This window comes from Phycisphaerae bacterium (genome assembly GCA_012729815.1).
Taxonomy (GTDB): Bacteria; Planctomycetota; Phycisphaerae; order JAAYCJ01; family JAAYCJ01; genus JAAYCJ01.
In genome coordinates this window covers 1-23,831 of sequence record JAAYCJ010000348.1, presented here as the reverse complement: position 1 = coordinate 23,831, position 23,831 = coordinate 1, and the positions used below count along the sequence as shown (strand labels likewise).

19 protein-coding genes are annotated in these 23,831 nt (G+C 64.2%); 10 read left to right on the top strand and 9 right to left on the bottom strand.

Translation table 11 applies throughout. The features are described from left to right. Window positions 1-2 precede the first annotated feature (2 nt). From GXY33_22210 to GXY33_22175, 8 genes are all read left to right on the top strand, one after another. Window positions 3-998: a VWA domain-containing protein gene (locus GXY33_22210; protein NLX07864.1), complete on the top strand. Its 996-nt coding sequence runs from the start codon at window positions 3-5 to the stop codon at window positions 996-998. A 33-nt stretch (window positions 999-1,031) separates the two neighbouring features. After that, a complete protein-coding gene (locus GXY33_22205) occupies window positions 1,032-1,781 on the top strand; it encodes a MotA/TolQ/ExbB proton channel family protein (GenBank protein ID NLX07863.1) in 750 nt (249 codons plus the stop codon). 12 nt (window positions 1,782-1,793) lie between these two features. Then, the gene (locus GXY33_22200; protein NLX07862.1) at window positions 1,794-2,228 is read left to right on the top strand and encodes a biopolymer transporter ExbD; all 435 of its coding nucleotides are present in this window, start codon (window positions 1,794-1,796) and stop codon (window positions 2,226-2,228) included. 86 nt (window positions 2,229-2,314) lie between these two features. Then, window positions 2,315-3,286, top strand: a complete 972-nt coding sequence (locus tag GXY33_22195) for an addiction module toxin RelE (GenBank protein ID NLX07861.1) — start codon at window positions 2,315-2,317, stop codon at window positions 3,284-3,286. A 62-nt stretch (window positions 3,287-3,348) separates the two neighbouring features. Then, on the top strand, window positions 3,349-3,780 hold the full coding sequence (locus GXY33_22190) for a biopolymer transporter ExbD (GenBank protein ID NLX07860.1): 432 nt from the start codon (window positions 3,349-3,351) through the stop codon (window positions 3,778-3,780). Beyond that, complete coding sequence (locus tag GXY33_22185) at window positions 3,777-6,188, top strand: hypothetical protein (GenBank protein NLX07859.1); 2,412 nt, start codon at window positions 3,777-3,779, stop codon at window positions 6,186-6,188. The genes GXY33_22190 and GXY33_22185 overlap by 4 nt, the downstream gene beginning before the upstream one ends. 101 nt (window positions 6,189-6,289) lie before the next feature. Beyond that, a complete protein-coding gene (locus GXY33_22180) occupies window positions 6,290-8,650 on the top strand; it encodes a hypothetical protein (GenBank protein NLX07858.1) in 2,361 nt (786 codons plus the stop codon). Then, window positions 8,640-9,422 (top strand): hypothetical protein, encoded by a 783-nt coding sequence (locus GXY33_22175; GenBank protein NLX07857.1) that lies wholly within the window; start codon window positions 8,640-8,642, stop codon window positions 9,420-9,422. Before GXY33_22180 ends, GXY33_22175 begins: the two co-directional genes overlap by 11 nt. Window positions 9,423-9,593: 171 nt before the next feature. On the opposite strand, the gene GXY33_22170 is transcribed toward GXY33_22175, so the two are convergent. The 6 genes from GXY33_22170 to GXY33_22145 form a co-directional block, all read right to left on the bottom strand. Further along, on the bottom strand, window positions 9,594-10,673 hold the full coding sequence (locus GXY33_22170) for a prolipoprotein diacylglyceryl transferase (protein ID NLX07856.1): 1,080 nt from the start codon (window positions 10,671-10,673) through the stop codon (window positions 9,594-9,596). Between the two features lie 192 nt (window positions 10,674-10,865). After that, entirely contained in the window at window positions 10,866-11,228 is a 363-nt protein-coding gene (locus GXY33_22165; protein NLX07855.1) for an aspartate 1-decarboxylase, read from the bottom strand. A gap of 22 nt (window positions 11,229-11,250) precedes the next feature. Next, window positions 11,251-12,132: a pantoate--beta-alanine ligase gene (locus tag GXY33_22160; GenBank protein ID NLX07854.1), complete on the bottom strand. Its 882-nt coding sequence runs from the start codon at window positions 12,130-12,132 to the stop codon at window positions 11,251-11,253. Between the two features lie 296 nt (window positions 12,133-12,428). Then, window positions 12,429-13,355 (bottom strand): phosphotriesterase-related protein, encoded by a 927-nt coding sequence (locus GXY33_22155; GenBank protein ID NLX07853.1) that lies wholly within the window; start codon window positions 13,353-13,355, stop codon window positions 12,429-12,431. Between the two features lie 490 nt (window positions 13,356-13,845). Further along, on the bottom strand, window positions 13,846-14,592 hold the full coding sequence (locus GXY33_22150) for a PEP-CTERM sorting domain-containing protein (protein ID NLX07852.1): 747 nt from the start codon (window positions 14,590-14,592) through the stop codon (window positions 13,846-13,848). A 165-nt stretch (window positions 14,593-14,757) separates the two neighbouring features. Then, window positions 14,758-16,746 (bottom strand): 9-O-acetylesterase, encoded by a 1,989-nt coding sequence (locus GXY33_22145; GenBank protein NLX07851.1) that lies wholly within the window; start codon window positions 16,744-16,746, stop codon window positions 14,758-14,760. Between the two features lie 365 nt (window positions 16,747-17,111). Here GXY33_22145 and GXY33_22140 point away from each other — a divergent pair, with 365 nt between their 5' ends. After that, window positions 17,112-17,972 carry a hypothetical protein gene (locus GXY33_22140; protein NLX07850.1) on the top strand — a complete coding sequence of 287 codons (861 nt, stop codon included), beginning with the start codon at window positions 17,112-17,114 and terminating at the stop codon, window positions 17,970-17,972. Window positions 17,973-18,200: 228 nt separating this feature from the next. Here GXY33_22140 and GXY33_22135 read toward each other — a convergent pair whose 3' ends face one another. The 3 genes from GXY33_22135 to GXY33_22125 form a co-directional block, all read right to left on the bottom strand. Continuing rightward, the gene (locus GXY33_22135) at window positions 18,201-19,139 is read right to left on the bottom strand and encodes a DUF1573 domain-containing protein (GenBank protein ID NLX07849.1); all 939 of its coding nucleotides are present in this window, start codon (window positions 19,137-19,139) and stop codon (window positions 18,201-18,203) included. Between the two features lie 65 nt (window positions 19,140-19,204). Beyond that, on the bottom strand, window positions 19,205-20,428 hold the full coding sequence (locus GXY33_22130; protein NLX07848.1) for a hypothetical protein: 1,224 nt from the start codon (window positions 20,426-20,428) through the stop codon (window positions 19,205-19,207). Between the two features lie 1,043 nt (window positions 20,429-21,471). Beyond that, a complete protein-coding gene (locus tag GXY33_22125; GenBank protein NLX07847.1) occupies window positions 21,472-22,554 on the bottom strand; it encodes an acetyl-CoA carboxylase carboxyltransferase subunit alpha in 1,083 nt (360 codons plus the stop codon). Between the two features lie 266 nt (window positions 22,555-22,820). Here GXY33_22125 and GXY33_22120 point away from each other — a divergent pair, with 266 nt between their 5' ends. After that, the gene (locus tag GXY33_22120; protein NLX07846.1) at window positions 22,821-23,714 is read left to right on the top strand and encodes a prephenate dehydrogenase; all 894 of its coding nucleotides are present in this window, start codon (window positions 22,821-22,823) and stop codon (window positions 23,712-23,714) included. The last annotated feature ends 117 nt before the right edge of the window (window positions 23,715-23,831 follow it).

The following is a 23,831-nucleotide window of genomic DNA, read 5'->3' as shown; positions in this document are numbered from 1 at the left end:
CCATGAACCCGCATGAGCACCCACAGCACCAGACGGTGACCCCCAAAGCTCCAAACGCTTTGACCGATCCGGGCACCGAACCCGCACGACGCCAGCGGGCGGCGGCCATCGGCTGGTCCGCCTCCGTCTTCCTCCATCTGCTGTTGCTGATTGGCTTTACCGGCGTCACCTGGTTCTCCGGCCTCGACCAGGGACAGGAGGGACTCGAAGTGGGCCTGGTCCTGGACGACTCCGGACCCGCCATCGAGCTCTCAACTCCAGCCGAACCGATCGAACCGGCGGCGGCCGACCTGACCGCCCCCGCCATCCAAACCGGCGACGCGATCGAACCGATCACCGACCTGGGAGGCGCCGCCGGCGCCACCGGCGCCGATCCCATCGAGTCGGTCCAGCTCTCCGCCGCCGGCGGATCAGCCGTCGGCGGCGACTGGTCCTCTCTCGTCACCGCCGGAGGCGGCCCCGGCGGACGCGGCGGGGCCAGCTTCTTCGGACTCCAAGCCAAGGGCGAGAGCTTCGTCTACGTCGTGGACTACTCCGGAAGCATGAACGGCGACCGCGTGGCCGCCGCCAAAGCCGAACTGATCCGCTCGATCAGCGCGCTGGGCCGGACCTCGCGGTTCTACATCTTCTTCTACGATGACAAGTACATCCGCATGCCGAACCGCGGACTGGTCCGCGCCTCATCCGCCAACAAGCGCAAGTATTTCGCCTGGGTCGCCCAAGCCGCCGGAGGCGGAGGCACCGACCCGCGCGAGGCGATGAAAGAGGCCCTCGCCCTCCGGCCCGACGCCATCTACCTGCTCTCCGACGGCGAGTTCGCCGAAGCCGCCGCCGATGAAATCCGCGCCGCCAATCCCGGCGCCAGGGTGCAGATCAACACCATCGCCTTTCACAGCAACAGCGGCGAATCGATCCTTCAGCGGATCGCCGAGGAAAACCGCGGACAATACCGATTCGTTCCGCCCGGCGGACTCCCGTGGCCGGGCGGTGGACCGTAACGACGCGACAACACAAGCATGTGAGGAACGATGATGGTCAAAACCGCTGACTCGACGCGATGGACCTGGATCGCCCTGATGTTGGTCCTGCTGATCCCGATGCTCGCCGCCGCCACGGCTGGACAAACGCCCGACGGCGCCGCCCAGCCGCAGACCATCACCCTCTGGAGCACCATCCGCGCCGGCGGCCTGATCGGCTATCTGATTATCCTGATGTCCCTCGTCTCGGTGGCCCTGATCGTCGAGCACTTCCTGACCATCCGGCGCATGCGGTTCCTGCCCGAAGATCTCGAACGGGCCCTCGAACAGCACCTGGCCGCCCAACGCTACGACGAGGCCCAGCGGTTGGCCGACGAACACGAATCATTCCTCGGCCGCGTCGCCGCCTCCGGACTCAAACAGGTCGGCGGCATGTTCGGATTCTTCGACATGCAGAACGCGATGCAGGAGACCGGCGAACGTGAAATCGCCCGCATGTACCGCAAGCTCGACTACCTCTCGTTCATCGCCGCCGCCGCGCCGATGCTCGGTCTGCTTGGCACCGTCACCGGCATGATCCGCTCGTTCAATCAGATCGCGGTGACCGAAGGCGCCGCCAAACCCTCGCAACTGGCCGGCGGAATCTCCGAGGCCCTCGTCACCACCTGCATGGGCCTGGTCGTCGCCATTCCCACCATGTTCTTCGTCTCGCTGTTCCGCAACCGGATCGATGAGTACGTGGCGGAGGCTGAGGGCGTGCTCGAACGGCTCATGGCTCGATTCCGCCAGAACCCGACCCAGTAGGAGACGACGGCCATGCGCCTTCGCAAAACCCGCCGAACCTACGGCACGGAAATCAACATCGCCGCCCTCATCGACGTGGTGTTTCTGCTCATCATCTTCTTCATGACCGTCTCGCAATTCACCCGCGTCGAAGCCGAACCGCTCGCGTTGCCCGAAGCCCAGCAGGGCCGACAGGACGACTCCGCGATGGGCCGCATGATCGTCAACCTCCACGCCGACGGACGAATCGTCGTCGCCGGACGAACCTGCTCCGACGAGCAGCTCCAAGCCCTCCTCGTCCGCGAAAAATCCGCCGCCGGACCCGACGGACCGGCCGTCCTGATCCGCGGCGACCGCGACGCCCTCTGGCGGTCCGTCTCCACCGTCATGCGCCTCTGCGCCGCCGAAAACATCCAAAAAGTCCGCGTCTCCGTCGTCGACTCCCCCGACACTCGCATCGAAAATTAAACTTTCAAGACCTGACCCCATGGGGTCAGGTCTTGAAAGTTTAATTTTCGGGCAGTTGGCTGAGGCATGCGAAGGGATGGTGAAACATGGCGCGACCGTTGAGAATCGAAGTGGCGGATGGATTGTACCACGTGACCAGCCGCGGACTGGAGCGGCGGGCGATCGTGCGCGATGACGCCGACCGCAAACGCTGGCTCAAGCTTCTCGATCAAGTCGTCCGCCGCCGAGGCTGGCAGGTTCTGGCCTGGGTGCTGATGGACAACCACTTCCACCTCTACCTGCGAACTCCGCAGCCGGACCTCTCCGCCGGCATGCACGACCTGAACGCCGGCTACGCGACACTGTTCAACCGCCGCCACAGCCGCTGCGGACCGCTGCTTCAGGGACGATTCAAAGCCGTCCTCGTCGAGCAGGAGTCGCACGACTGGGAACTGACGCGATACATCCACCTGAACCCCGTGCGTGCGGGCCTGGCCGGGCGGCCCGAGGTCTACCCCTGGAGCAGTTGCTCCGCCTACCTGAATCCGCGAATCGCCCCCGAATGGCTGATTTGGCAGGAAGTATTGACGTCTCACGGCCGCGGGATCAACTCGGCCCGGCGGGCCTACCTGGCCTTCCTCAACGAGGGCGTCTTTCATCCGCCGACCTGCCCGCTGTCCGCGACCGTCGGCTCAGCCCTGCTCGGCTCGCCGGCCTTCATCGAGCGGATGCAGACGCTGCTGACCGGCCGGCCCGCCGACCCGGAAATCCCCCAGGCCAAACGCCTCCGCCGCCAACCCTCTCTGCAGGAAATCAGCCGAGAAGTCTGCCAACTTCTCGGAAGTGATCCGGAGATCCTGATGCGGCGGGGCCGTCAAAACAACGAGGCCCGATCGACCGCCATCTACCTGGCCCGCATGCTGACCACCACGCCGGTAGCGCAGATCGGGCAACACTTCGGCGGCATCCGCTCCGCAGCAGTGTCTCACATCGTCCACGCCGTCGCCGACCGGCGAACCAAGGACAGAAGATTGGCCTCCCGCCTCTGCGAGCTGGAGAAACAACTGAACGAAAATTAAACTTTCAAGACCTGACCCCATGGGGTCAGGTCTTGAAAGTTTAATTTTGGAGGATGAGCACAATGCGGTTGAAACGGCGAAGTCGTCGGGTCGGGCGGCCGGAATTGAATCTGGCGGCCATGATCGACGTGGTGTTTCTGCTGCTGATCTTCTTCATGTGCACCTCGTCGTTCCGACCGCCGGAGGCCATGCTGCCGACCCAGTTGCCGCGAACCGGCGCCGGCGCCGATCGCCCGCGCGAGGAGTTTCCGCCGGTGCGGGTGCATCTGGAAGAATCCGAGGCCGGCGTGCTCGTCCGCTGCGACGGCCAGCCGTGCGCCACCTTCGACGAGCTGCGCGACAAGCTCCGGGCCCGACGCGCCATCGCCGACGTCGCCGTCATCATCGACGGCCAAGCCGACGTCGCCTTCCGCCACATGGTCGCCGCCCTCGACGCCTGCTACGCCGCCGACCTGCACCGCGTCGCCTACGCGCCGATAGGAGAACGACCATGAGACATCGGCTGAACTCAATGCTATGGCTGGCGGCGCTGACGATCATCACCGGTTCATCAACCCTCGGCTCGCTGGCTGAGACGCAAATCAACCGCCTGCTGGCCGACGCCGCAGCCGCCAGCGACCTGCCCTCCGCCGAAGCCAGACTTCAGGAGGCCGAAACCTTGCTCGCCAAACCCGGTGGCGGAATCGACCAGCGAACCCAACCCTTCCTGCGCGCCGAGATCCTCCGCCTGCGAGGCCGAGCCCTCGCCGCCGAATTCCAGCGCCGCCCAGCCGACTCGGACCTGCGCGACCAGGCCAAACGCAGTCTGCTGCTCGCCCTCGACGCCTACGGACTCCTCATCCGCCAGTGCGAGCACGAACTCGACGTCCTCGACCAGCGCCTGACCGCCGCCGACCCGACCAACAGCCCCGACTGGCGCGACGCCACCACCATGCTCTCGCGGGCCAACTACGCCCGCGCCTGGACCGAGTACAGCCTGGCCTCCGTCACGCCCGACCCAACCGAACGCCGGCGCCACCTCGAAGCGGCCATCGAGCAGTTCACCGGCTTCACCGCTTCGGGCTATCAGGAACACCCGATCCTCGCCGAATGCTTCCTGGGCCAGGCCCTGTGCCTCTACGAACTGGAACGCTACCCGCAGGTCATCGAATTTCTCGCCCCGCTCACCTACAAAAACACCCCGCCCGAAACGTTCAAAAAGATTACGCTCCTGCGCCTCAAAACCCACCAGCAACTCACCTCGCCGCTCGAACTGGAACGGACGGCCAAGAGCTACTTCGACCGCGTGCCGCCCAACCGTGAGTGGGACGCCCTCGAACGAACCATGGCCCTTGCCCGCGCCGCCGCCCTCGTCGCATTGGCCGAAGCGGGCGCATCATCCAAAACCAAAGACCAGTTCACCCAGCGCACCGACGAGATTGCCAAGCGCCTCTACGGCTACGGCGAACCGTGGAGTTCACAGCTCGCCCAGATCCTCGGCCGACACGGCGGTTCCGGCCCCATCCGCCACCTCGTCCAGGCCCGCGACGCCTTCGCCGGAGGACGCCTCGACCAAGCCGCCGCTGAGGCCCAAAAGGGCATCGACGCCGCATCCAACGAAACGCCCGACACCGTCGCCGCCGACCTGCGCTTCACGCGAGCCGCCGCCCTGTGGAGCCTTTCCCGCTGGAACGAAGCCTTCGCCGCCGCCGAAGCCTTCACCCGCCGCCATCCCGCCGACCGCCGAGCCCCATCGATGTGCAGCCGCGCCGTTCGCGCCGGCCTCTCAGCCCTGACCGGCGAAACCCCAATCGACCGAACGCAATTTCTCGACTTCCTGACCTTCGCCGAACAACAATTCCCGCAGCAGCACGAAGTCCGCCGCGCCCCGTGGTACCGGGCCAACCTCATGCTCCAGGACGGCCGATGGTCCCAAGCCCTCGACCAACTCACCGCGCTAACCGCCGAATCGCCGATCCACCTCGAAGCCCAATACGGCATCGCCCTGGCCGCCTACCGCCTGGCTGAAACGGCCACAACCACCCAGCCGAACGCACCGCCCGACCGCCAACGCCTCGTGCAATCCGCCCAGGCCGTCGCGCAATTCGCCGAAACCGCCAGCCGATCCGATAGCCCGGACAAATCGCAACTGACCGACGCCATCGCCGACGTGGCCGCCGCGACCGGCCAGAAACTGATGGATCTGCCCGACCCGCCGATCGACCGGGTCCGCCAACTCCTCGACGCGATCGATCGCTTGGCCCCGACCGACCAAAGCATCGCCCTGCGCATCCGCCTCGAAATCGCCTCCGGCAACGACGAGCAGGCCATCCAGTGGATCAACCAGGCCGCCAACCACAACCACACCGACCCGAACGCCCTCGCCGCCCTGGTCGATCCGATCGAGCAGCGCTTCCGCCAACTCCTGACCGACCGACCCGCCGAGGCGAAACAACTGGGCCTGGGCCTCGTCAACATCTACAGACAGATGCTGACCGCCGCCACAACCACGCAGCAGGCCGGCCCGACGGCCCAGACCATTGCCGTCCGACGCCGCCTCGCCGCCGTCCTGGACGACCTCGATCAGCCGAACGAGGCGATCGAGCAGTACCAGTGGCTGGTCACCCACCTGCCGCGCCAAAAATCGGGCGAGGCCCTGCGAGGTCTGGCCCTCGCCTGCGAGCGGGCCAAACGCTACGGTCAGGCGACCGAGCCCTGGGCCCAACTCGCCGCCGGACTCCAGGCCAAAACCGACGGCTGGTACGAAGCCCAGTATCACCTCATTGACTGCCACCGCCGTGATGGTAAGATGGAACATGCCCGTAAGTTGCTGGCATACTTTCGATTACAAAACCCGCGGATCGAACCGGCCCAATGGCAAAGCCGGTTCGACGAGCTCGCCAAAACCCTTGGCCTGCCCTGAACCGCTCGACAAACCAAACTTTAATAAGTAAAGCTGCACTTTTAGCCGCCTTCGCATCCATACGATATAATTACGTATAGCCACCGCGAAGTGAGGCGACCATGAACCCGTGGCGGGGATTTTACAGCCAGCTTGGTATCGACGAGACCCTCGAACAGCCCAGCCCCTACCAACTGCTGGGGTTGGAGCGGGGCGATTGCTCGGCTGAGATCGTCGACGCCGCCCTCGAAAGCCGACGGCAACTGTTGCGAAAGCAGGTCCGCTCGCCTCAGATGCTGCCACTGCTGCTTCAGTTTGAAAAGCAGCAGTTGGAACCGGCGGCGGCGGTGCTCCGCGACTCGGCCCGCCGACGCGAATACGATGCCAAACCAGACATCGAAGCACCCCAACCCGAGGATGACGCCCAGCGGGTCCGCCGGCTGGTCGTCGAAGCCCGCGCCGCCATCCTGGCCGCGGTCGACAAGCGGGGTGCGCTGGCGGCTGAGAAACGCGACGACCTGGCCCGACGCCTCCTGGCCCTGGGCATTCCCCGTTGCGACGTGCCGACCCTGTTGGCCCGGATACCCCAGCCGAACGACCAAAGTCATACGACCGCCCAGAAACGCCGGGCCGCATTCAAAAAACAGGTCCAGGCGATGTTCCCCGAAGGCTACGCTGGCGACAGCCACTGGGACCGCCTCATCGCCTTGGGCAAGGTGGATGGCCTGGAGGAACAGACCGCCCGCCAGGTTCTCGAAGAGTGCCTCGGGGAACCGCGACTGCCCCGCCTGCCGGCCCTGCGGATCGACGTGCCGGAGAAATCCGATCCGGACAGCCTGCCGATCCTGCCCGCCGACCTGGCCCGCTCGCGGGCCCGAAAGCGCCGCACCGCGAACAACCGGCTGGCCGCGGTGGGAATCCCGCTGGTCGGCATCGCCGCGTTTCTGGCGATCCTCTACGCGTTCGGTGACGAACGAACGCCGGAGGCCCGCTCCGCGGTTCCGCCGCCCATCGAGACGCCCACCGATGTCCCGCCGGCAATTCCTCAACCGTCCTCCACGCCGATCTACACGCCGGCTGCGCCGCCCAGCCCGATCGAGCAAGAGGCCGCGGCTGACGAGATCGCCACGGATAACGAACTGACGATCGACCCGCAAAGCGACTTCACCGAGCAGATCCGCGCCGCCTTCGGCCCCGCCGACTCCGCCGATCAACTCCTGGCCGACACCGCCATCGCCCTCCTCGCCGCCTGCGAACGACTCGCCTCGATGAACGACTCGCCGCAACGCTGGCCCAACGATCTGGCCGCTGCGCTCGGCGCGGCCGACCGCGTGACCGACCTGGCCGAACGCATCAGCTTCCGACCCGTCCAAGCCGCCGACCTGAACCAAGCGACAATCGCCATCGACCTCGAACAGACCGCCCACGACCTCGCCTCATCCGACGCCGTCTGCTACCAGGCCGTCGAAAAACTCCGACAGGCCGCCATGCCCGAAGCGACCGACCTGCTCCTGTCCGCTCTCGAACAACGATGCACCGACCTGAGCACCCGAGGCCGCGGCATGACCAGCCGCATCCTCCGCGCCCTGCTGACCATCGAAGACCCGCGAATCCCGCGCGACCTGGCGCAACTGATCGCGCGAAGCCGCCCCTTCGCCGCCCATCAGATCGTCCAGACCCTCGCCGCCGGCTCGGGCGTCCGACTCGCAGCCGGGTCCGAAGGCCTCCTCGCCCTCGCCAATAACGCGCACGATCGACTCGTCAGCCAACGCTGGTGGACAAGCCAGCTCAGCGGCGGACGCGCCGCCCAGTGGGGCCGACAGACCCGCACGCCCGGCGCCGCCCTCGGACTCCAAGCCATCGTCACCAACCTCGGACCGGCTCCGGGCGAACCGAATTTGGACTCAACTCCCGCTGCGTGGGAACCGGACCAGACGCCGCTCAAGCTCCTGGGCCTCAACGCCCATCTCTCCGCTGCGATGGCTGAACTGCTGCGAAACGTCGAAGCAACGGGCGAACCCTCCGGCCTGCCGACCGGCGTGATCTTCCGCAGCCGCAACGTCGGAACCGATTTCGCATCCTCGCTCGACGAGGTCTGCACCGAACTGGAACTCCTGATCCGAACCGAAGCGCCGGCCTCGCCGCAGGCCGCCGCCCTCGACCTGCGACGCGCCGAACGCCACGCCCGACTCGCCGCCTGCCGGACCGTCCTCCAGCGGATCGCCGTCAACATGGACGCCGCCGGCGAATTGCTCGAACTCCTGGCCCAGGCCCGCGACCGGACCGGTCGCCTCGCCGAACCGCTCGCGCAGCTCGCCGACGACCGCCGCCAGGCCCAACGCGAAGCCGACGACGTGCTCCAGGAAATCCGCGCCGCCGCCTGCCACAACCTCCACCTCTGCGACGTGCTCGCCAGACAAAAAGCCGCCGAATCGCGGGTCGCCCAGCGGCCAGACGACGGGAGGGTGCGCCATGCGGGATAGAACGGTACGCATCATCACGCTGTGGACGTTGGCCCTGGCCCTGCCGCTCTCGATCTGCTCCGGCCAGAACGGCCGCGGTGATCCGATCGACCAAGTCACGTCGCTGCGCGCAGCCGTGCTCGCCGACCCCTACGACGCCGACCAGGTCGCCGCCCTCGCCGAACTCCGCGAGGCCCACGACCAACAACGCCTCCGATCGCTCGCCGCGCTGGCCGAGGGACTCGATGCCTACCTCGCCGGCCGTTACGACCAAGCCGCTGAACACCTCCGCGCCGCTATGCGCTCGCCGCAAACCGTCGAACTGGCCGACCACGTCTCGCTCGTCGCGCTGGCCGACCTCGCCGCCCAATGCGAAGGCCAAGCCCGCCCCGACGTCTGCGACCGCTGCGGCGGAACCGGATCAGCCGACTGCCACGCCTGCTCCGCCAGCGGCCAGCAGCGGTGCCCCGAATGCAAAGGCCGCGGCGAAATCCGCCAGCGCATCGCCGTCCAGGGCAAACGAAAAACCCGCTACCTGCCCTCAAACCGCGAAAAAACCTGCCCCACCTGCCAGGGCGTCGGCGTGGTCACCTGCCAAATTTGCGGCGGACAAGGCCTCCTCGGATGCGACCAGTGCCAGGGAGCCCTCGGCCAACCCCTCGGCACCCCCATCCTCGGCGACTACACCCGCGAATCGATCCAAAAAACCATCGCCATCGCCCGCCACCTCGCCGACGGCGGCCTCGACCTCTACTCACCATCCGCCCTCGAGGTCTCCCCAAAACTCCAATAAGCCGACCCAAGACCCGCCTTCCGATTGACCTGTGGCGTCCCACACTATGGCTACGCGCCAAAGCGGTCGCCCCAACGGGGCGAAGGGGTGTAGCCAGGGGCGCGAGCCCCTGGACCGCTGCGCGATCCCGCGGCGATCGTCGCTGCTCGCCCGCCACGTCTTCCACAGGCCTCACTTCCCCTCAACCGGCCGGGCCTGCTTCGCCGCATGCGCCTCCATCTCGGCCTTCGCCCGCGGCGAGACCTCCGGCAGACGGTGCAGCACCCACATCAGCAGCAGCGCCAGCGGAATCACCGCCACGCTCACCCCCTGCGAAACCGTCAGCCCGAACGTGTCCTGCGCGTTGTCCGTCCGCACCATCTCCAGCAAAAACCGGCTGATCGGGTAGATCACGAACATCCACGCCACCACCATCCCGTGACGCTTCCGCCGCCAGAAATACATCCCCAAAATCACCGAAATGAACACCGCGTTAAGCGACGAGTAGAGCTGCGTCGGATGCACCGGCAGCGACCGCAAATCCATCCGCTCTATCAATTCGCGCAGATCCGCCAGCGTCACCCCGTACCGCTCCAGGTGCCCGTGATGCCGGCCGTAAATCGCGCCAAGCGGCGTGTCCGGCTTGGCCGTCTCCAGCTCCGCCTGGAACTCCTCGTCCGTCATCTCCAGAATCTCGCCGTGGAACAGGTCCGGGCTGCGATCCGGACTGGCCACCAGAAACTCGCCCGGCACCGCCAACTGCTGCGTCTCGAACACCTGGTGCTGGAACGGCAGGCTGAAATACGGAAACCGGATCGCCATCGGCAGACTCGTCACGCCGCCCCAGCAACAGCCGTTCAGCAAACACCCGATCCGCCCGAACGCCAGTCCCAGCATGATCGAAGGGGCCAGAATGTCCAAATACCACCGGATCGACTTCTTCTTCAGCCGCAGGTAAATGATCACCGCGACCACCGCGCTGAGGAACCCGCCGTAAAACTCCAACCCGCCGCCGATGATGTTCAGCATCGCCAACACCGGATTCGGCTGGGCCAGAAACTGCGGCAACCGGTGGATCACGAAAAACGCCCGCGCCCCGATGATCCCCACCACCAGCGCCAGCAATCCCAGATTCAGCACGAACTCCTCATCCGCCCCCACCTTCCTCGCCCGACGCCCCGCCAGATGCACAGCCACCAGAAACCCGATCATGATCATGAAACCGTACGACCGGATCGGGATCGGACCCAGGTGAAATAGTGTCGGATGCAAGCTACCAACTCCTCCCGTATTTTGTCATTTCCATCTCAAGCTCCCTGACCAACCGCCCCTCCTCCCCATTTTGCACTTTGCACTTCGCACTTTGCATTCTGCACTTCGTCCGCCGAAGGCGGACCCTAAAGCCTAAAGCCTAGAGCCTAGAGCCTAGAGCCTAGAGCCTAGAGCCTAGAGCCTTCTCCCCCCTCACTGATCGAAAATCTCTTTGACCTCATTATCCTCCCCCATCAGCACGATCCTCGCCCGATGCCGCGCCGCCTCCTCTTCCGTCAAATACGCGAACGAAAACACCAGCACCGTATCCCCCACGCTCACCAGCCGCGCCGCCGCCCCGTTCAAACAGATCGTCTTCGAACCCGCCGGCGCCGGAATCACGTACGTCATCAGCCGGTTCCCGTTCTCCACGTCCGCCACCATCACGATCTCGCTGGTCCTCAGGCCCGCCGCCTCCATCAACTGCGTGTCGATGGCGATGGATCCGATGTAGTTGATATTCGCCTCGGTCACCTTCGCCCCATGAATCTTCGACCGCAGGAACTTCAGCAACATTACGAAATCTCCGCAACCACTTCTAGAGGAACAAATCGTTCATTCTAATCTTATTCCCTTGGCTGTCCACGAGAATATTGTCGATCAGCCGCGTGCGCCCGATCCGCACCGCCGTCGCCATCAGCACCGGCCCCGCCACCCGTGCCACCGGCCCAAGCGTATGCGGATCGACGATCTCGATGTAGTCGATCTTCTCAGGCTCAGCCGCCTCGATGATCCGCCGCATCGCCGCCGCGATCGCCGCCGCCTCGGTCCGCCCCTCCGCGATCATCCGGCGGCCCGCCTCCAGCCCCCGGCTCAGGCACAGCGCCCGCTCCCGCTCGTCCGCCGACAGGTACGCGTTCCGCGAACTGAGGGCCAGCCCGTCCGCCTCACGGACCGTCGGGCAAAAACGCATCGCGATCGGGAAGTCCAGGTCCACCACCATCTTACGCAACACCAGCGCCTGCTGGGCGTCCTTCTCGCCGAAATACGCCGCATCCGGATCCAGGATATTGAACAGCTTGGCCACCACCGTGGTCACCCCCTCAAAATGCCCCGGCCGCTGCCGACCGCACAGCCCCTCGGTCATCCCGCGCACCACCACCGACGTCAGCCGCTCCTGCCGGTACATCTCCCCAGCCGACGGGGCAAACACCAGGTCCACGCCCGCCTCGCGACACGCCGCCAGATCCCGCTCGATCGGCCGCGGATACCGCTGATAGTCCTCATTCGGCCCGAACTGGATCGGATTCACGAAAATGCTGACCGCCACAAACTCGCATTCCGCCCTCGCCGCCGCCATCAGCGACAAGTGCCCCTCGTGCAGCGCCCCCATCGTCGGAACCAGACCCACCCGACGGCCCTGCCCGCGAGCCGTCCGAACCGCCCGCCTCGCCTCCGCTATCGTCTCCGCCGTCAACATCGCCGTCCGCTCCAGTCTCCGCCAACGCACACCAAGCCGCAAATCCATATTCTATGCGCCCGCCTCCGCAACGCCACCCTCCGGCCAGCCCTCCGCTCGCCAAAGACGCCCGCTCTCCCGGTAGGGTGAGTCGTTCCGACGCACCACCCAACGCCCACCCAGCATTTCACAGCCTAAACTATAACTGAACACACAGTAGTGCCGATGATAGCGGCCGCCTGCCCAGCGAAGGCGACCTTTCTTAGCGACCGCCACTAAGAAAGGAATCCCCGAAAAACCTTCTTAGCGCGCCCCTCTCAGGCGAACGCCCGCTTGGGATTCTCCACCAGAATCGTATGAATCTGCTCCTGCGTCACCCCATTGTCCCTCAGCATCGGAACGAAGCGGCGCAGCAGATACTCGTACCCGATCCCGTGATAGTGCTTCAACAGCAGCTTGCGGGCCACGTCCTGCGACATCGTGATCTGGTTCAAAAAACCCGCGTCAATCAGCCGTCGCACCAGCCGCGCCCGCTCCGCGTCCTTCATCACCACCACCCGCTCGTACGCGTACCCGATGCAGTCGATCCCCAGAAACACCCCCTTCTCCGCGATCTTCGGAATCCGCGCCTCCGCCGTCCCATCCACCGCCAGATGCCCGATCACGATCTTGCCCGGCGACACCCCGTTCCGCGTCAGCACCGCGATCTGCTCGTGCGCCAGCTCGCCCGCCCAGCAGTGCGTCGAAACCGGCATGCCCGTCTCCACCTGCGCGTACGCCACCGCCGTAAAAACCTTCTCCTCCCCCACGCTCATCTTCCCCACCCCGTACTCCGTGGCGATCTCCGCCAGAATGCCCGGCCGGACGCCCGTATCGTCGATCCCCTCCCGATGCTCCCGGATCATCCGCCGCGCCAACTGGTCCGCCGTCTCCTCCCGCGCATACGCCGGATAGCTGCACTCGCGATAAAAACCCGTGCACGCGATCACGTGCACGCCCGTCCGCTCCGCGATCCGCCTGAGGCCCGCTGCGTCGCGTCCCAGACCCACGCACGACAGATCGACAATGGTGTTTCCTCCCGCCGCCTTGAAATACTCGACCTCCCGCGTCGCCACCTCCACGTCGTCCATCACCAGGTTATAGTCGTTCCCGTCATAGTCGCTGTTCGCCAGCACGTGCTCGTGCATCTGCGTCACGCCCAGCTCATCCACCGGCACCGCTCCAAGAACCGTCATCGCGCTCACGCCACACATCTCCTTCCAAACCGCTAAACTCAGCACCATTCTCAACCCAACCGCCCATTTCAGCAAGCCCCAAAACCCGCCGGCACGGACCACGCGGAACACCACGAAAGCCGACACCGCGCACCGACAACCGGTAGGGCGGGAGGTTCTCGCCGAAGGCGAGGTTCACCCGCCACAACGACCGCCATCACCCTCGACTATCGCCATCAAACATGCTATTCTTTCCCTGCCACCTTTTGCAAGGAGCCGACCCATGCCGCGACGCAGCCTCAACCTCGTCGAAGTTCTCGTGACGCCTCGCCGACTGGAACCGAACGCCGTAAGCTGTTGATCCCCGCTGAATCAAAACACTGGCTCGGCCAACACCGACCAAACGCTCACAACCCCGGACGGTCAACAGGCAAACCGAACACAAACGCGCAAAGCGTAAAAAGAAAAAGGGTCCGCCCGAAAGCGGACCCTGAAATTCAAAAACCCAAAAACCTCAAGCCTATCCCCGACGAACCCGCAGCAGCCCAAGCCCCAGACCCATCAGCAGCACCGTTATCGGCTCCGGCACCTCCACCGACGCCGTCACCTTCAGCCCATCCGTCAGCTTCTTGGCAATGTACGCCGATGTGCCCGTTTCGCTTGACGTGTTCAGCGTGTTGTCCATCTCGAAGTAGAGCTTCGTCGCGTACCCCGTCGCATAGCCTTTGTCTCGCAGCGCCTGCGTCACGTCGGCCAGCAGATGCCCCTCCCAGTCCCAACTGCCGTAGCCGTCGTCCATCAGCGTCCAGTCCCCGTCCGACGGGGTCATCACCATGTCGATCGTAAACGTGAACGGCGCCACCGCCACCCGGTCGATCTCGTGGACTTGCACAAAAATGGTGTTCGTCACGCTCGCATAGCCCCATTTCAGCGGACTACCGTTCAGCGAAACGTCCCCGTACTCATCAAACGCGATCGACTGGATCACCGAACCCACCTTCGCCTCGATCCACCCCATCAGGTTCCCATCCGTCGTGTCGGCCGCGTTGCCGCTCGAGGAGGAGTAGAAACTCAGGTTGTTAAACTGCAGCGTATCCCCGACCAACGTCGGCGAATTATACAGCGGAAGTGGATCCGTTCCCGAGTCCTCCGAGATCTGCTGGTAGCGCATCGTAACCCCGGTAAAATCACCGTAGTTGATGGGAGTCGCCACCGCCGACCCGACAAATACCGCCACCGCCGCCACCACAACCAGCCCTCGCCACATTTCCTTCCTCCTTCTACCCCAAGAGTAGCGCTCAAAAACTCAGATAGGCAACGCCAACTCTCTCTCCTTCTCCCTAAGGTACCGATAATGGTAAAAAATGTCAAGTATCATTATACTAATTACTAATAAGCTTTCATTATACTCATCGGACCACTCTTGTCGCCGTCACTCCCGCGCCCAAAACGGACTCGCCGGCAAACCCGCCTCGTTGTACAGATTGCACACCGGATTATCCGCCCACGCGTACCGCACCGCCGTCGGCTTGGCCACCTGCTCCGACCAGACCACCACCGTCTCGCCCTCGATCTTCGCCTCCGCCCAGACGAACTGGCCATCCTCGCCGCAGATCGCAAACCCCTTCAGCGGTCCGTCGCCCCTGGCAGTCAACCCGCCGCCGACGTGGTCGAAGCTCAGCCGCACCTTCCCGTCCTCAACCTTCATCGACCTATAGATCGGCCCGCAGTACTCCACGTCCCGCCCGTACACCGTCGCCAGCGCCCAGAGCCCCAACCGCTTGCCCACGTCCTGCTTGTTCTTCGGATGAATGTCCGCCGCCTCCCCGATGTCGATAATCACCGCCAGACCCACGTTCTCGTCCATCTGCGACACGCGAAGCTGCGCATCCCGCAGCGCCGCCCATCCGCTCGATACGTTCGCGTCCCGCTGCACCGCCAGGAAATTCGCCAACTGCACGATCCCGAACGCAAACTCCTCCTGACCCCAAAGCCGCCGCCACTCGCGAATCATCGTCGATAGCAGCCGCGCGTACTCGCCCGGCCGGCCCACGTTCGACTCGCCCTGATACCAGATCGCCCCGCGAACCGCGTACGGCGCCAGCGGATAAATCATCCCGTTGTACAGCGTGCCCGGCGCGTTCGGATTCTTCGGCCCGAACGGAACGCTCGGCGGACGGCTCACCTGGATCGCGGGCAAACTCAACTCCATTTGCTGCCGCCACGGCCCCGCCAGCGAAATCCGCTCCGCGCCGCCCGCCGCCTTCACATACATGTCCTCCGGCATCCCCGTAAACCCGCCGCCCGACAGGTCGTCAAACACCCGCACCGCCACCACGTTCCGCCCCGCCTTCACCAGCCGCCCGGGAATCGTGTACTGACGCCAGTGTACCCACCAGTTCGCCGTCTCATTGCCCGTCGAACCGACCCGCTCGCCGTTGAAATATGTCACGTCGTAGTCGTCGATCGAACCCAGGCTGATCTGCACGTCGCGACCCGCCCAATCCTCCGGCAGCGTCACCTCGCGCCGATACCAGATCGCCCCGTCCATCGACTCCGGCCACGTCCGCGGAAGCTCGATACGCTCCCAACCCGAATCGTCGAAATCGACCTTCGCCCAGCCCTGCTCGAACCCCTTGTCGCCCGGGTCCTCCTGACGGTCGCGGATCTTCCCTCCCGCCTTGAGCTTCTCGTACGCCGCCAGGTCCTCCTGGTATTTCTTCATCATCTCGTCCTGGTTCGCCACGCACTGCTCGTAATACTCCACCATCCCCGCGTTGATCCCCTCCGCCTTCATCACATCGCGCGGCGTCCACGCCTCAGCCGGCGTCCCGCCCCAACTGCTGTTGATGATCCCCACCGGCACGCCCAACGCCTTGTGCAGATCCCGCGCGAAAAAATACCCCACCGCCGTAAATCCGCCCACCGTCTCCGGCGAACACACCGTCCACGACGTCGAAACCTCCGGCGTTGGCTCCGCCATCGGCCGATGCGCCACCGAACACTGCCGGATCATCGGATACGTCGCCTCCGCCATCTCCTGACCGGCGTCCCGGCTTCCTCCCACCGTCATCTGCATGTTCGACTGCCCCGAACCGATCCACACCTCGCCGACCACCACGTCCTTCAATACAATCGTGTTGGTCCCCGCCACCGTCATCTCCAGCGGCCCGCCCGCCGCCATCGGCTCGAGATTCACCCGCCACGACCCGTCCGCGCCCGCCGTCGTCGTCGCCGTCTGGCCGCCGATCGTCACCACCACCTTCTCGCCCGCCGCCGCCTTGCCCCACACCGGAACCGCGATCCCCCGCTGAAGCACCGCATGATCGCCGAACATCCCGTGCACGCTCACCTCGCCGCACGCCGACCCAGCCCACGCCAACGCCGCCACGCCCGTCATCAGCCATCCCAAACCGCGCATCGCCAACTCCTTCCAAAAACTCGCCAAAACCCAAGCCTATCGATCTTTATACCCCCCCCCACCCCGGTTAATCCCTCCCATTTTGCACCTTGGCATTTGCTGTTTTCAATTCTCATTTCCTTTCCTTCCTGATCAACCGTGCGGCCAGCCCTCATACCTCCCCCATCTCCCGTACGTGCAAGCCTCATGCCCGCCCTCTCCCCCGTACGGCCAACCCTTGTGCCTGCCCTCCCCCTCAACACACCAACACCCATCATAACCCAAACCAACCCAAATCCCCCAGCCAACGCCGCTTCACCCGCCTCTTCCCCATCCCAATCCCATGTGGTATCCTACACCAATAGTTTCTACACGGAGCCCAACCCATGGCCCGACGCCTTGCCCTGATCGACATAGCCTTCCTCTTGCCCGCCCTCCTGCTGATCATCGTGCTCCTGGGGCCGATCCACGACCTCCTCAGCCGCCCAACCGGCGTCGCGCCAAGAACCGTCTGCGCCGGCAATCTCCGCCAGATCGGCGCCGCTCTCAGTGCCTACGCGTCATCCAACCGCGGCTCGTTCCCCATCGTCGCATTTGGCCAAGCCACGATCGCCGCCGAAAACGCCTTCACCAGCGACCTGTCTCCCCGCAACCACCATCACAGCGTCTCCGAAAACCTCTGGCCCCTCTGCCGGACCAGACTGCTCGTCCCATCTGCGTTCCTCTGCCCCGCCTCCGACCAGGCCGACCAGGAAATCGACCACACCCAATGGAACGCCCTTCGCTCGCTCCTCGACTTCCCCTGGAAAAGCCCCGACGCCGTCATCGCCTACTCCTTCATCCAGCCCTGGACCCGGTTCCCCGACGGCCGCACCTCCGCCGAACTCTGGACCGATAGCTTCGATCCCAACACGCCCATCGCCGCCGACGCCAACGACGGCCCAAAACCCAACTACGCAGCCAACGGCACGCCGCCCAACACGGACGACCTCAAGCAACACGTCAACAGCCGCAACCACGGCGGCGACGGCCAAAACGTCCTCTTCGCCGACAGCCACGTCCAATGGTCCACCACCCCCTACACCGGCCTCGACAACGACAGCATCTACACCGCCCAACCCGAAAACTACTCCGGCCACGCCGGTTCAACCCCAGGCATCCTCTCCGTCCGCCCAGCCAACCTCAAAGACACCGTCCTCATCCCCAACAAAGAATCCAACCTCGCCAACTGGACCCGCTCCCCGTAGGGCGGGAGGTTTTCGCCGAAGGCGAGGTTCACCCGCCACAACGACTCTTCTACCCCGCGCACCCCCCGCAACCCGATAGTCGGGGCTGGCACCTCCCGGCACAAGACGCCTCGGAAAGCCGCCCGTCCCGCAAACCGCCGTGGATTCCCCCGAAAGAACCGTCCGCCTTCGGCGGATGAAGGAGCGGAACTTCCCAACCCGCCAGAGATAACAACAGGCTCTTTTCCCTCAATCCAAATAGACTCTGACCGGTATGGTCAGGTCGTGCGAGCCTTGATCCGTCGTTGCGCGGATGACGATATGATCGGAATTGCTCAGAGTCCCGGTATTCGCGCTCATGCTGGCCTCGACCTTCATCGCGCCATCGTCGCGCGCAAACGTCACGGCAAGGAACTCCGGTCGCCTGATGACTTCCGCCGACGTAACCGCCAATCCGTTCTGCCCATAGAGGCAGACCGAGCCCCTTCCGTCAGGCCCGAATATCAAAATCGTCTCGGGCAAGATCACGACAGGAGGCAATCCCTCAAAACAGACCGGGAGCGATACCCGCTCGAAACCGCGAACATCGGTCAGAAACTCCACCACCGCGTCCTCCCGCTCCGGCCACTCCGCCACCGTAAGAACGGCTTCGCACGCCTCATCGGATAGCCGCCGAATCTCGCACGTCATGCCCGCCGGGAGATGAACCTTCGGTGTGCTGAGACCTCTCTCATCCAACCGTCTGAGAATCACTCGACGAACAAACGGACCCGAAGCCGTCTCTTGTCGCCAGTACAGCGAAAGCGGCTCGATCGTGAGGGTATCGCGCGTCTGCGCCTCCATATGCACCGAGACCGTCGGCTGATGCGAGTTATCCGTCTTCAGGACGATCGTTGCCTTGGCGCCGTCACCGCCGGGAGGAACATGCAGAGTACAATCGAGCACGCTGCTTTCGCCTGGCAAAATGGGATTCGGGGCCAGCGTAGCCGTCGTGCATCTGCAACTCCTCTCGATCGACTCGATGCGCACGGGCGATGCCGACCGGTTGGTTATCGTGAATCGGCGCGAAAGGCTCGCGCCAGGTTGCACATCCTTCTGCGCCCAGGTCTGCCCGTCAATCACCAGGGGCTCGCGCGCAAATGCAACGTGGCGGACAAACCACATACCCAGCGGTACGCCCGCCGCCACAGCCAGAACCGCCGGAAGAGCCCAGTGTGTCAGAACCACCTTCCGTGCCGCCGATAGCCAAGCCATCAACCCACCCGCTTTCCCTTCCGCCGGAGGACCGCCGCGACTACGCCTCCTACGGCAACGGCAACCAACGCTCCGCAAATCCACGATCGGGACCTCGTGGTGCCCGCCGATTCCGGAGAGCTGCTTCCGGGGGCCGCCTGGGCAGGCTCTCCATTCGCGCCGTTTGCATCGTCCGTCACCGTCTCCTCGGACAGCGAAGCATTGGGCTCCTCGACCGGTCCGTCTTCCGGCGCCCGCAAACCAGCCGCCAATCCACTCCCCTGAAGCTCCGCCCCGGAGTCTGAAGTCCGGTACCCGATCCCGAGGAACATGTCGGACACCAATGTTCCGATGGGAAACTCGAAGGTCATATCCTCCTCGGAGATCGGCTCGTTCATGGTGACTGACTCAACCGTGAGTTCCGCGGTCTGATCGATCTCGGGCCCTCCGTCGTCGGTCAGATTGTACGCCGTCCAAGTTCCATGCTTCGGAAACCAGTTGCCGTTGTGCTCAGCCAACTCGACCTCAAAACGCATGAACAGCCTCGATTCGCGGTAGCGCTCCAACCGGATGAACCTGTAGCCACAGTCGGGAGCAAGCCAGAATCTGAACCTCTGATCGTACTTGGAAACGAAGTCCAATATGATCACCCGAGTGTCGTCGAGACGGTCATGCGTTACCTTCTCGATGGTCCCTTCCCCCAGAAACTCGCCAAGCGGCTGTGCGCCGTACGAAGAACCCCAATGAAGAGGCTGGAGCTCCTGGAGAATGATCGGGTTGCGCTCCTCCGGCGGCCCCACCAACCCGCGCTTCCTCTCCACTTCAAGACGCTTGACCGAGTCTCCCGTGTACAAGGCGTACATGGTCTCTCTTCCCGTCTCCTGACCATCCTCGTCCAGAGTGATCGCCGTGACGTTCTTGCGGAGCCGAACACCGTCAATCAGGAATCGACCCTTCATGTCCCTGTCCTTCGGACCCCACGTCTCGACACTGCTGGTTTCCCGCCCCTGGCGCCTCCAGTAGGCGGCCCGTGCCGCCACATCGAGAGCGAAACGGTGCCCTATCATATATGTGACATCCAGCGTCCGGCAGGTCTCATCGTGTGCCTGGACCCTCGAGAGTATGTCCCCAATCTCCTCCTGACCTTTCCCGGCTCGTTCGCCCCAAGCGTCCTGGCCAAGGGCGGTCGATCCCGCTAGGACCATGGTCAGCAGCAGCCCATAGCCACACAACCGCAACAGCATCTTGCTCCTCCCCAAATGCGTTTGAAAACAGTGACGTCCCATCCCATCACAGGGCCATCCGCGGCAAACACCTACGCAACGTCGGCACATACGTTGCAGACACCGCAAGGCAAATCACAGGGGAACATCCGTATCCCAGTGCAGTTGGGGTCACTATAGCACCGGGCTTCTGAGCACCGCGAGAAGGCAGTCGGGCAATCCTTGTCACTTGAGTTGTCGCAATACATGACCAAAAACACGCCCGTGCACTTCCCGCTGGCGTAGTTCCCGCCTGGGTAGTCTTCACACTCCGTACTGGGGCAAAGACGTGGACCGTCTGCGCATTCGCCTTTCCGCATACCTCCATATGCTACCACCCCGCTAAGCACAACCGACACGGATAGAACCGCTACGAACACGACCGAACCGAAAAACACGTCATACCTTCGCATGGCTGTCTCCTGTTTGATTGCAGCTTCCTATCAAAGTCAACTCACCCATTCTGGCGCACATCGCGGCCCTGCCCTCTGCCACACGACGGCCCAGCGAATCTGACGGCTGTCGGCGAGGAGGAGCTTGTGCCGCAACTCCCATACCCGCTCGCCCCGCAGTCGCGACTCCGGCCGCAGAACGGGACGCTGCCTTGGACAACGGATATCCGCCTTGTTCACTGCGCACCGCCATCGGCCTCCTCCATCAGGGAGTCAACGCATCTCAGCCGATTACGCCTGCGAGTACGATATCCCGAGGCAGGTAAAGCGCGGATACGATTTCCATATGCACTGACACGCTTGCTTGGAGCCAATAATCTCAAGCCATCTTCGCGCCACTACCAACTCCCATTCCCGCTAGAGCCTCCCACGCCCATGTTCCTCACGGCTCCACGACCATAATATAGCAGTACTATCATGGGATGTCAAGGACTATCTGAAATATTCCTGATCGTTGATCACCAAAGAAAGTCTGGCGGAACGCACCAAAGGCCATCCGTACGTTCCTGTGGAATCGCAGCCGTCTCACCATCCGGACCTCCGAAGGGACCCCCAAAGCCTAAAGCCTGCAGCTTAGGCCCTGCTACCGGCCGCCCGCGCCGGCGCCGCCGACGGCGTCACCAACCCGCTACTGCTCGCCTTACTCGCGATCTTTTTTTTCGCGCGCCCGTTCGACGCCGTCGTGAAAAACTCCCCCAAATGCCGAATCCGCTCGTACCGCTGGGCCACCAGCGTCTCGACCGGCAGACGACGCAACTGCGACAGCGTCTCGCCCAGATAATGCTCCAGCGCCGCAGCCGCCGCCATCGGGTCGCGATGCGCCCCGCCCAGCGGCTCCTTGATGATGTCGTCGATCAACCCCAGCTTCTTCAACTCCGTCGGCGTCATCTTCAAACACTCAGCCGCCTGCGGCGCGTACTCCGAACTCTTCCACAATATCGCTGCGCATCCCTCCGGACTGATCACCGAATAGTACGCGTGCTCCATCACCGCCACCCGGTCGCCCACGCCGATCCCCAACGCCCCGCCCGAGCCGCCCTCCGCGATCACCACGCACACCACCGGCGTCTGCAGCCGCGACATCTCCATCAAATTCACCGCGATCGCCTCCGCGATCCCGCGCTCCTCCGCCCCGATCCCCGGATACGCGCCCGGCGTGTCGATCAGACACACCACCGGCAGCCCGAACTTCGCCGCCAGCTGCATCTTCCGCAGCGCCTTGCGATACCCCTCCGGATGCGCGCAGCCGAAGTAGCACTCCACCTTCTCCTTGATGTCCTTCCCCTTGCGATGACCGATGATCAACGCCTTCTGGCCCGCCACCCGGCCGAACCCCGTCACGATCGCACGGTCGTCCCGAAACTGACGGTCCCCGTGCAGCTCGCAGAAATCCCGAACGATCATCCGGATGTAATCCGTCACCTGCGGCCGGTTCTGATGCCGCGCCACCTGAACCTTCTGCCACGGCTTGAGACTCGAATACGTGTTCTTCATCAGCTTCACCAGCGTCGAGCGAAGCTCGCGAATCTCCTCGCTGCAGTCCCGGTCCGTCTGGGCCTCCAGCTCCTGGATCTGCTGCTCGATCTGGGCCATCGGCCGCTCGAATTCCAACACGCCGTTGCCGTTGAACTGGCGCTTGCCACCAGATGATGTCATCGTCTCGTCCTCAAAAATCCCTGCGGACCGCCGACCCAAACCCAAGCCGGCGCCCGACCCGCTCCGCACGCGGCGACACGTACCGCAAAAACCAAAAATGAAGGGCTAGCCTAAAGTCCCACTCCAAAACTAGCCCTAGGTCACCTCATCGGCGAACACTTCGAATTTTCACCATACCATAACCACAACCGCCGCCCAACTCAAGAAAAAAGTGGACTTGCCACCCCGCCCCAGGTATCCTGTCCACCACAATCGTAGCACCCGTTATGGCTGATAATATCCCCAAAATAAACGACTTACAGCATATCGCGATCGTCGGCCCCGGCCTCCTGGGCGGCTCCATCGCCCTGGGCCTCAAGTCCGCCGGCCTGACCGCCCGAATCACCGGAATCGGCCACCGCCAGGCCTCCATCGACACCGCCCTCCGCATCGGGGCCATCGACGCCGGCTCCCTCGACCTGGCCGCAACGGCCGATGCCCAACTGATCCTCATCGCCACCCCCATCGGCCTTTTCCAACCGACCCTGCAACGCCTCGCCAATATTATCGGACCCTCAGCCGTCGTCACCGACGTCGGATCCACCAAACGCCGCGTCTGCCAGCTTGCCGCTAAGTACCTGCCCAACAAGAACTTATTCGTCGGCTCCCACCCCATGGCCGGCTCCGAAAAACGAGGCGTCGAATTCGCCCGCGCCGACCTGTGCCACAACGCCACCTGCATCCTGACCCCCACCCGATCCACCAGCCGCGACGCCCTCGCCCTCGTCGAATCGGTCTGGTCCGCCCTCGGCATGCGCCTGGTGCACCTGACGCCCGACCGCCACGACCGGATCCTGGCCAAAATCTCCCACCTGCCCCACGTCCTGGCCTCCGCCCTGGTCAACCTCTGCACCGACAGCGAACTCGAAGTCTCCGGCCCCGGATTACTCGATACCACCCGCGTCGCCTCCGGCGATGTCAACCTCTGGCACGACATCATCGACTCCAACGCCGACCACCTCCTGGCCGCCACCGCCGCCCTCCGAAAGCAGCTCGATCGGCTCGATGCCGCCGTCCGCTCCGGCCGATCCGCCCAGATCCGCCAGTTCCTCGACGCCGCCAAGCAAAAACGCGACCGCCTCGTCCAATTCAAACTCCAAACCCACCGCTTCGAACCCTGAAACCGGCACGGACCATGCGGAAAGAAAGGCTTTGGGCTCTCAGCTCTGGGAACTGCCGCCGCTGTGGCCGCTCCCACCCGGGTTTTGCACTTTGCTATTTGGTATTTTCATTTTTCA

Bases quoted from the DNA above. Each gene is read 5' to 3' on its own strand.
- GXY33_22210 (NLX07864.1), top strand. From the start codon at position 3: ATGAACCCGCATGAGCACCCACAGCACCAGACGGTGACCCCCAAAGCT.
- GXY33_22205 (NLX07863.1), top strand. From the start codon at position 1,032: ATGGTCAAAACCGCTGACTCGACGCGATGGACCTGGATCGCCCTGATG.
- GXY33_22200 (NLX07862.1), top strand. From the start codon at position 1,794: ATGCGCCTTCGCAAAACCCGCCGAACCTACGGCACGGAAATCAACATC.
- GXY33_22195 (NLX07861.1), top strand. From the start codon at position 2,315: ATGGCGCGACCGTTGAGAATCGAAGTGGCGGATGGATTGTACCACGTG.
- GXY33_22190 (NLX07860.1), top strand. From the start codon at position 3,349: ATGCGGTTGAAACGGCGAAGTCGTCGGGTCGGGCGGCCGGAATTGAAT.
- GXY33_22185 (NLX07859.1), top strand. From the start codon at position 3,777: ATGAGACATCGGCTGAACTCAATGCTATGGCTGGCGGCGCTGACGATC.
- GXY33_22180 (NLX07858.1), top strand. From the start codon at position 6,290: ATGAACCCGTGGCGGGGATTTTACAGCCAGCTTGGTATCGACGAGACC.
- GXY33_22175 (NLX07857.1), top strand. From the start codon at position 8,640: ATGCGGGATAGAACGGTACGCATCATCACGCTGTGGACGTTGGCCCTG.
- GXY33_22165 (NLX07855.1), bottom strand. From the start codon at position 11,228: ATGTTGCTGAAGTTCCTGCGGTCGAAGATTCATGGGGCGAAGGTGACC.
- GXY33_22160 (NLX07854.1), bottom strand. From the start codon at position 12,132: ATGTTGACGGCGGAGACGATAGCGGAGGCGAGGCGGGCGGTTCGGACG.
- GXY33_22150 (NLX07852.1), bottom strand. From the start codon at position 14,592: ATGTGGCGAGGGCTGGTTGTGGTGGCGGCGGTGGCGGTATTTGTCGGG.
- GXY33_22145 (NLX07851.1), bottom strand. From the start codon at position 16,746: ATGCGCGGTTTGGGATGGCTGATGACGGGCGTGGCGGCGTTGGCGTGG.
- GXY33_22140 (NLX07850.1), top strand. From the start codon at position 17,112: ATGGCCCGACGCCTTGCCCTGATCGACATAGCCTTCCTCTTGCCCGCC.
- GXY33_22130 (NLX07848.1), bottom strand. From the start codon at position 20,428: ATGCTGTTGCGGTTGTGTGGCTATGGGCTGCTGCTGACCATGGTCCTA.
- GXY33_22125 (NLX07847.1), bottom strand. From the start codon at position 22,554: ATGACATCATCTGGTGGCAAGCGCCAGTTCAACGGCAACGGCGTGTTG.
- GXY33_22120 (NLX07846.1), top strand. From the start codon at position 22,821: ATGGCTGATAATATCCCCAAAATAAACGACTTACAGCATATCGCGATC.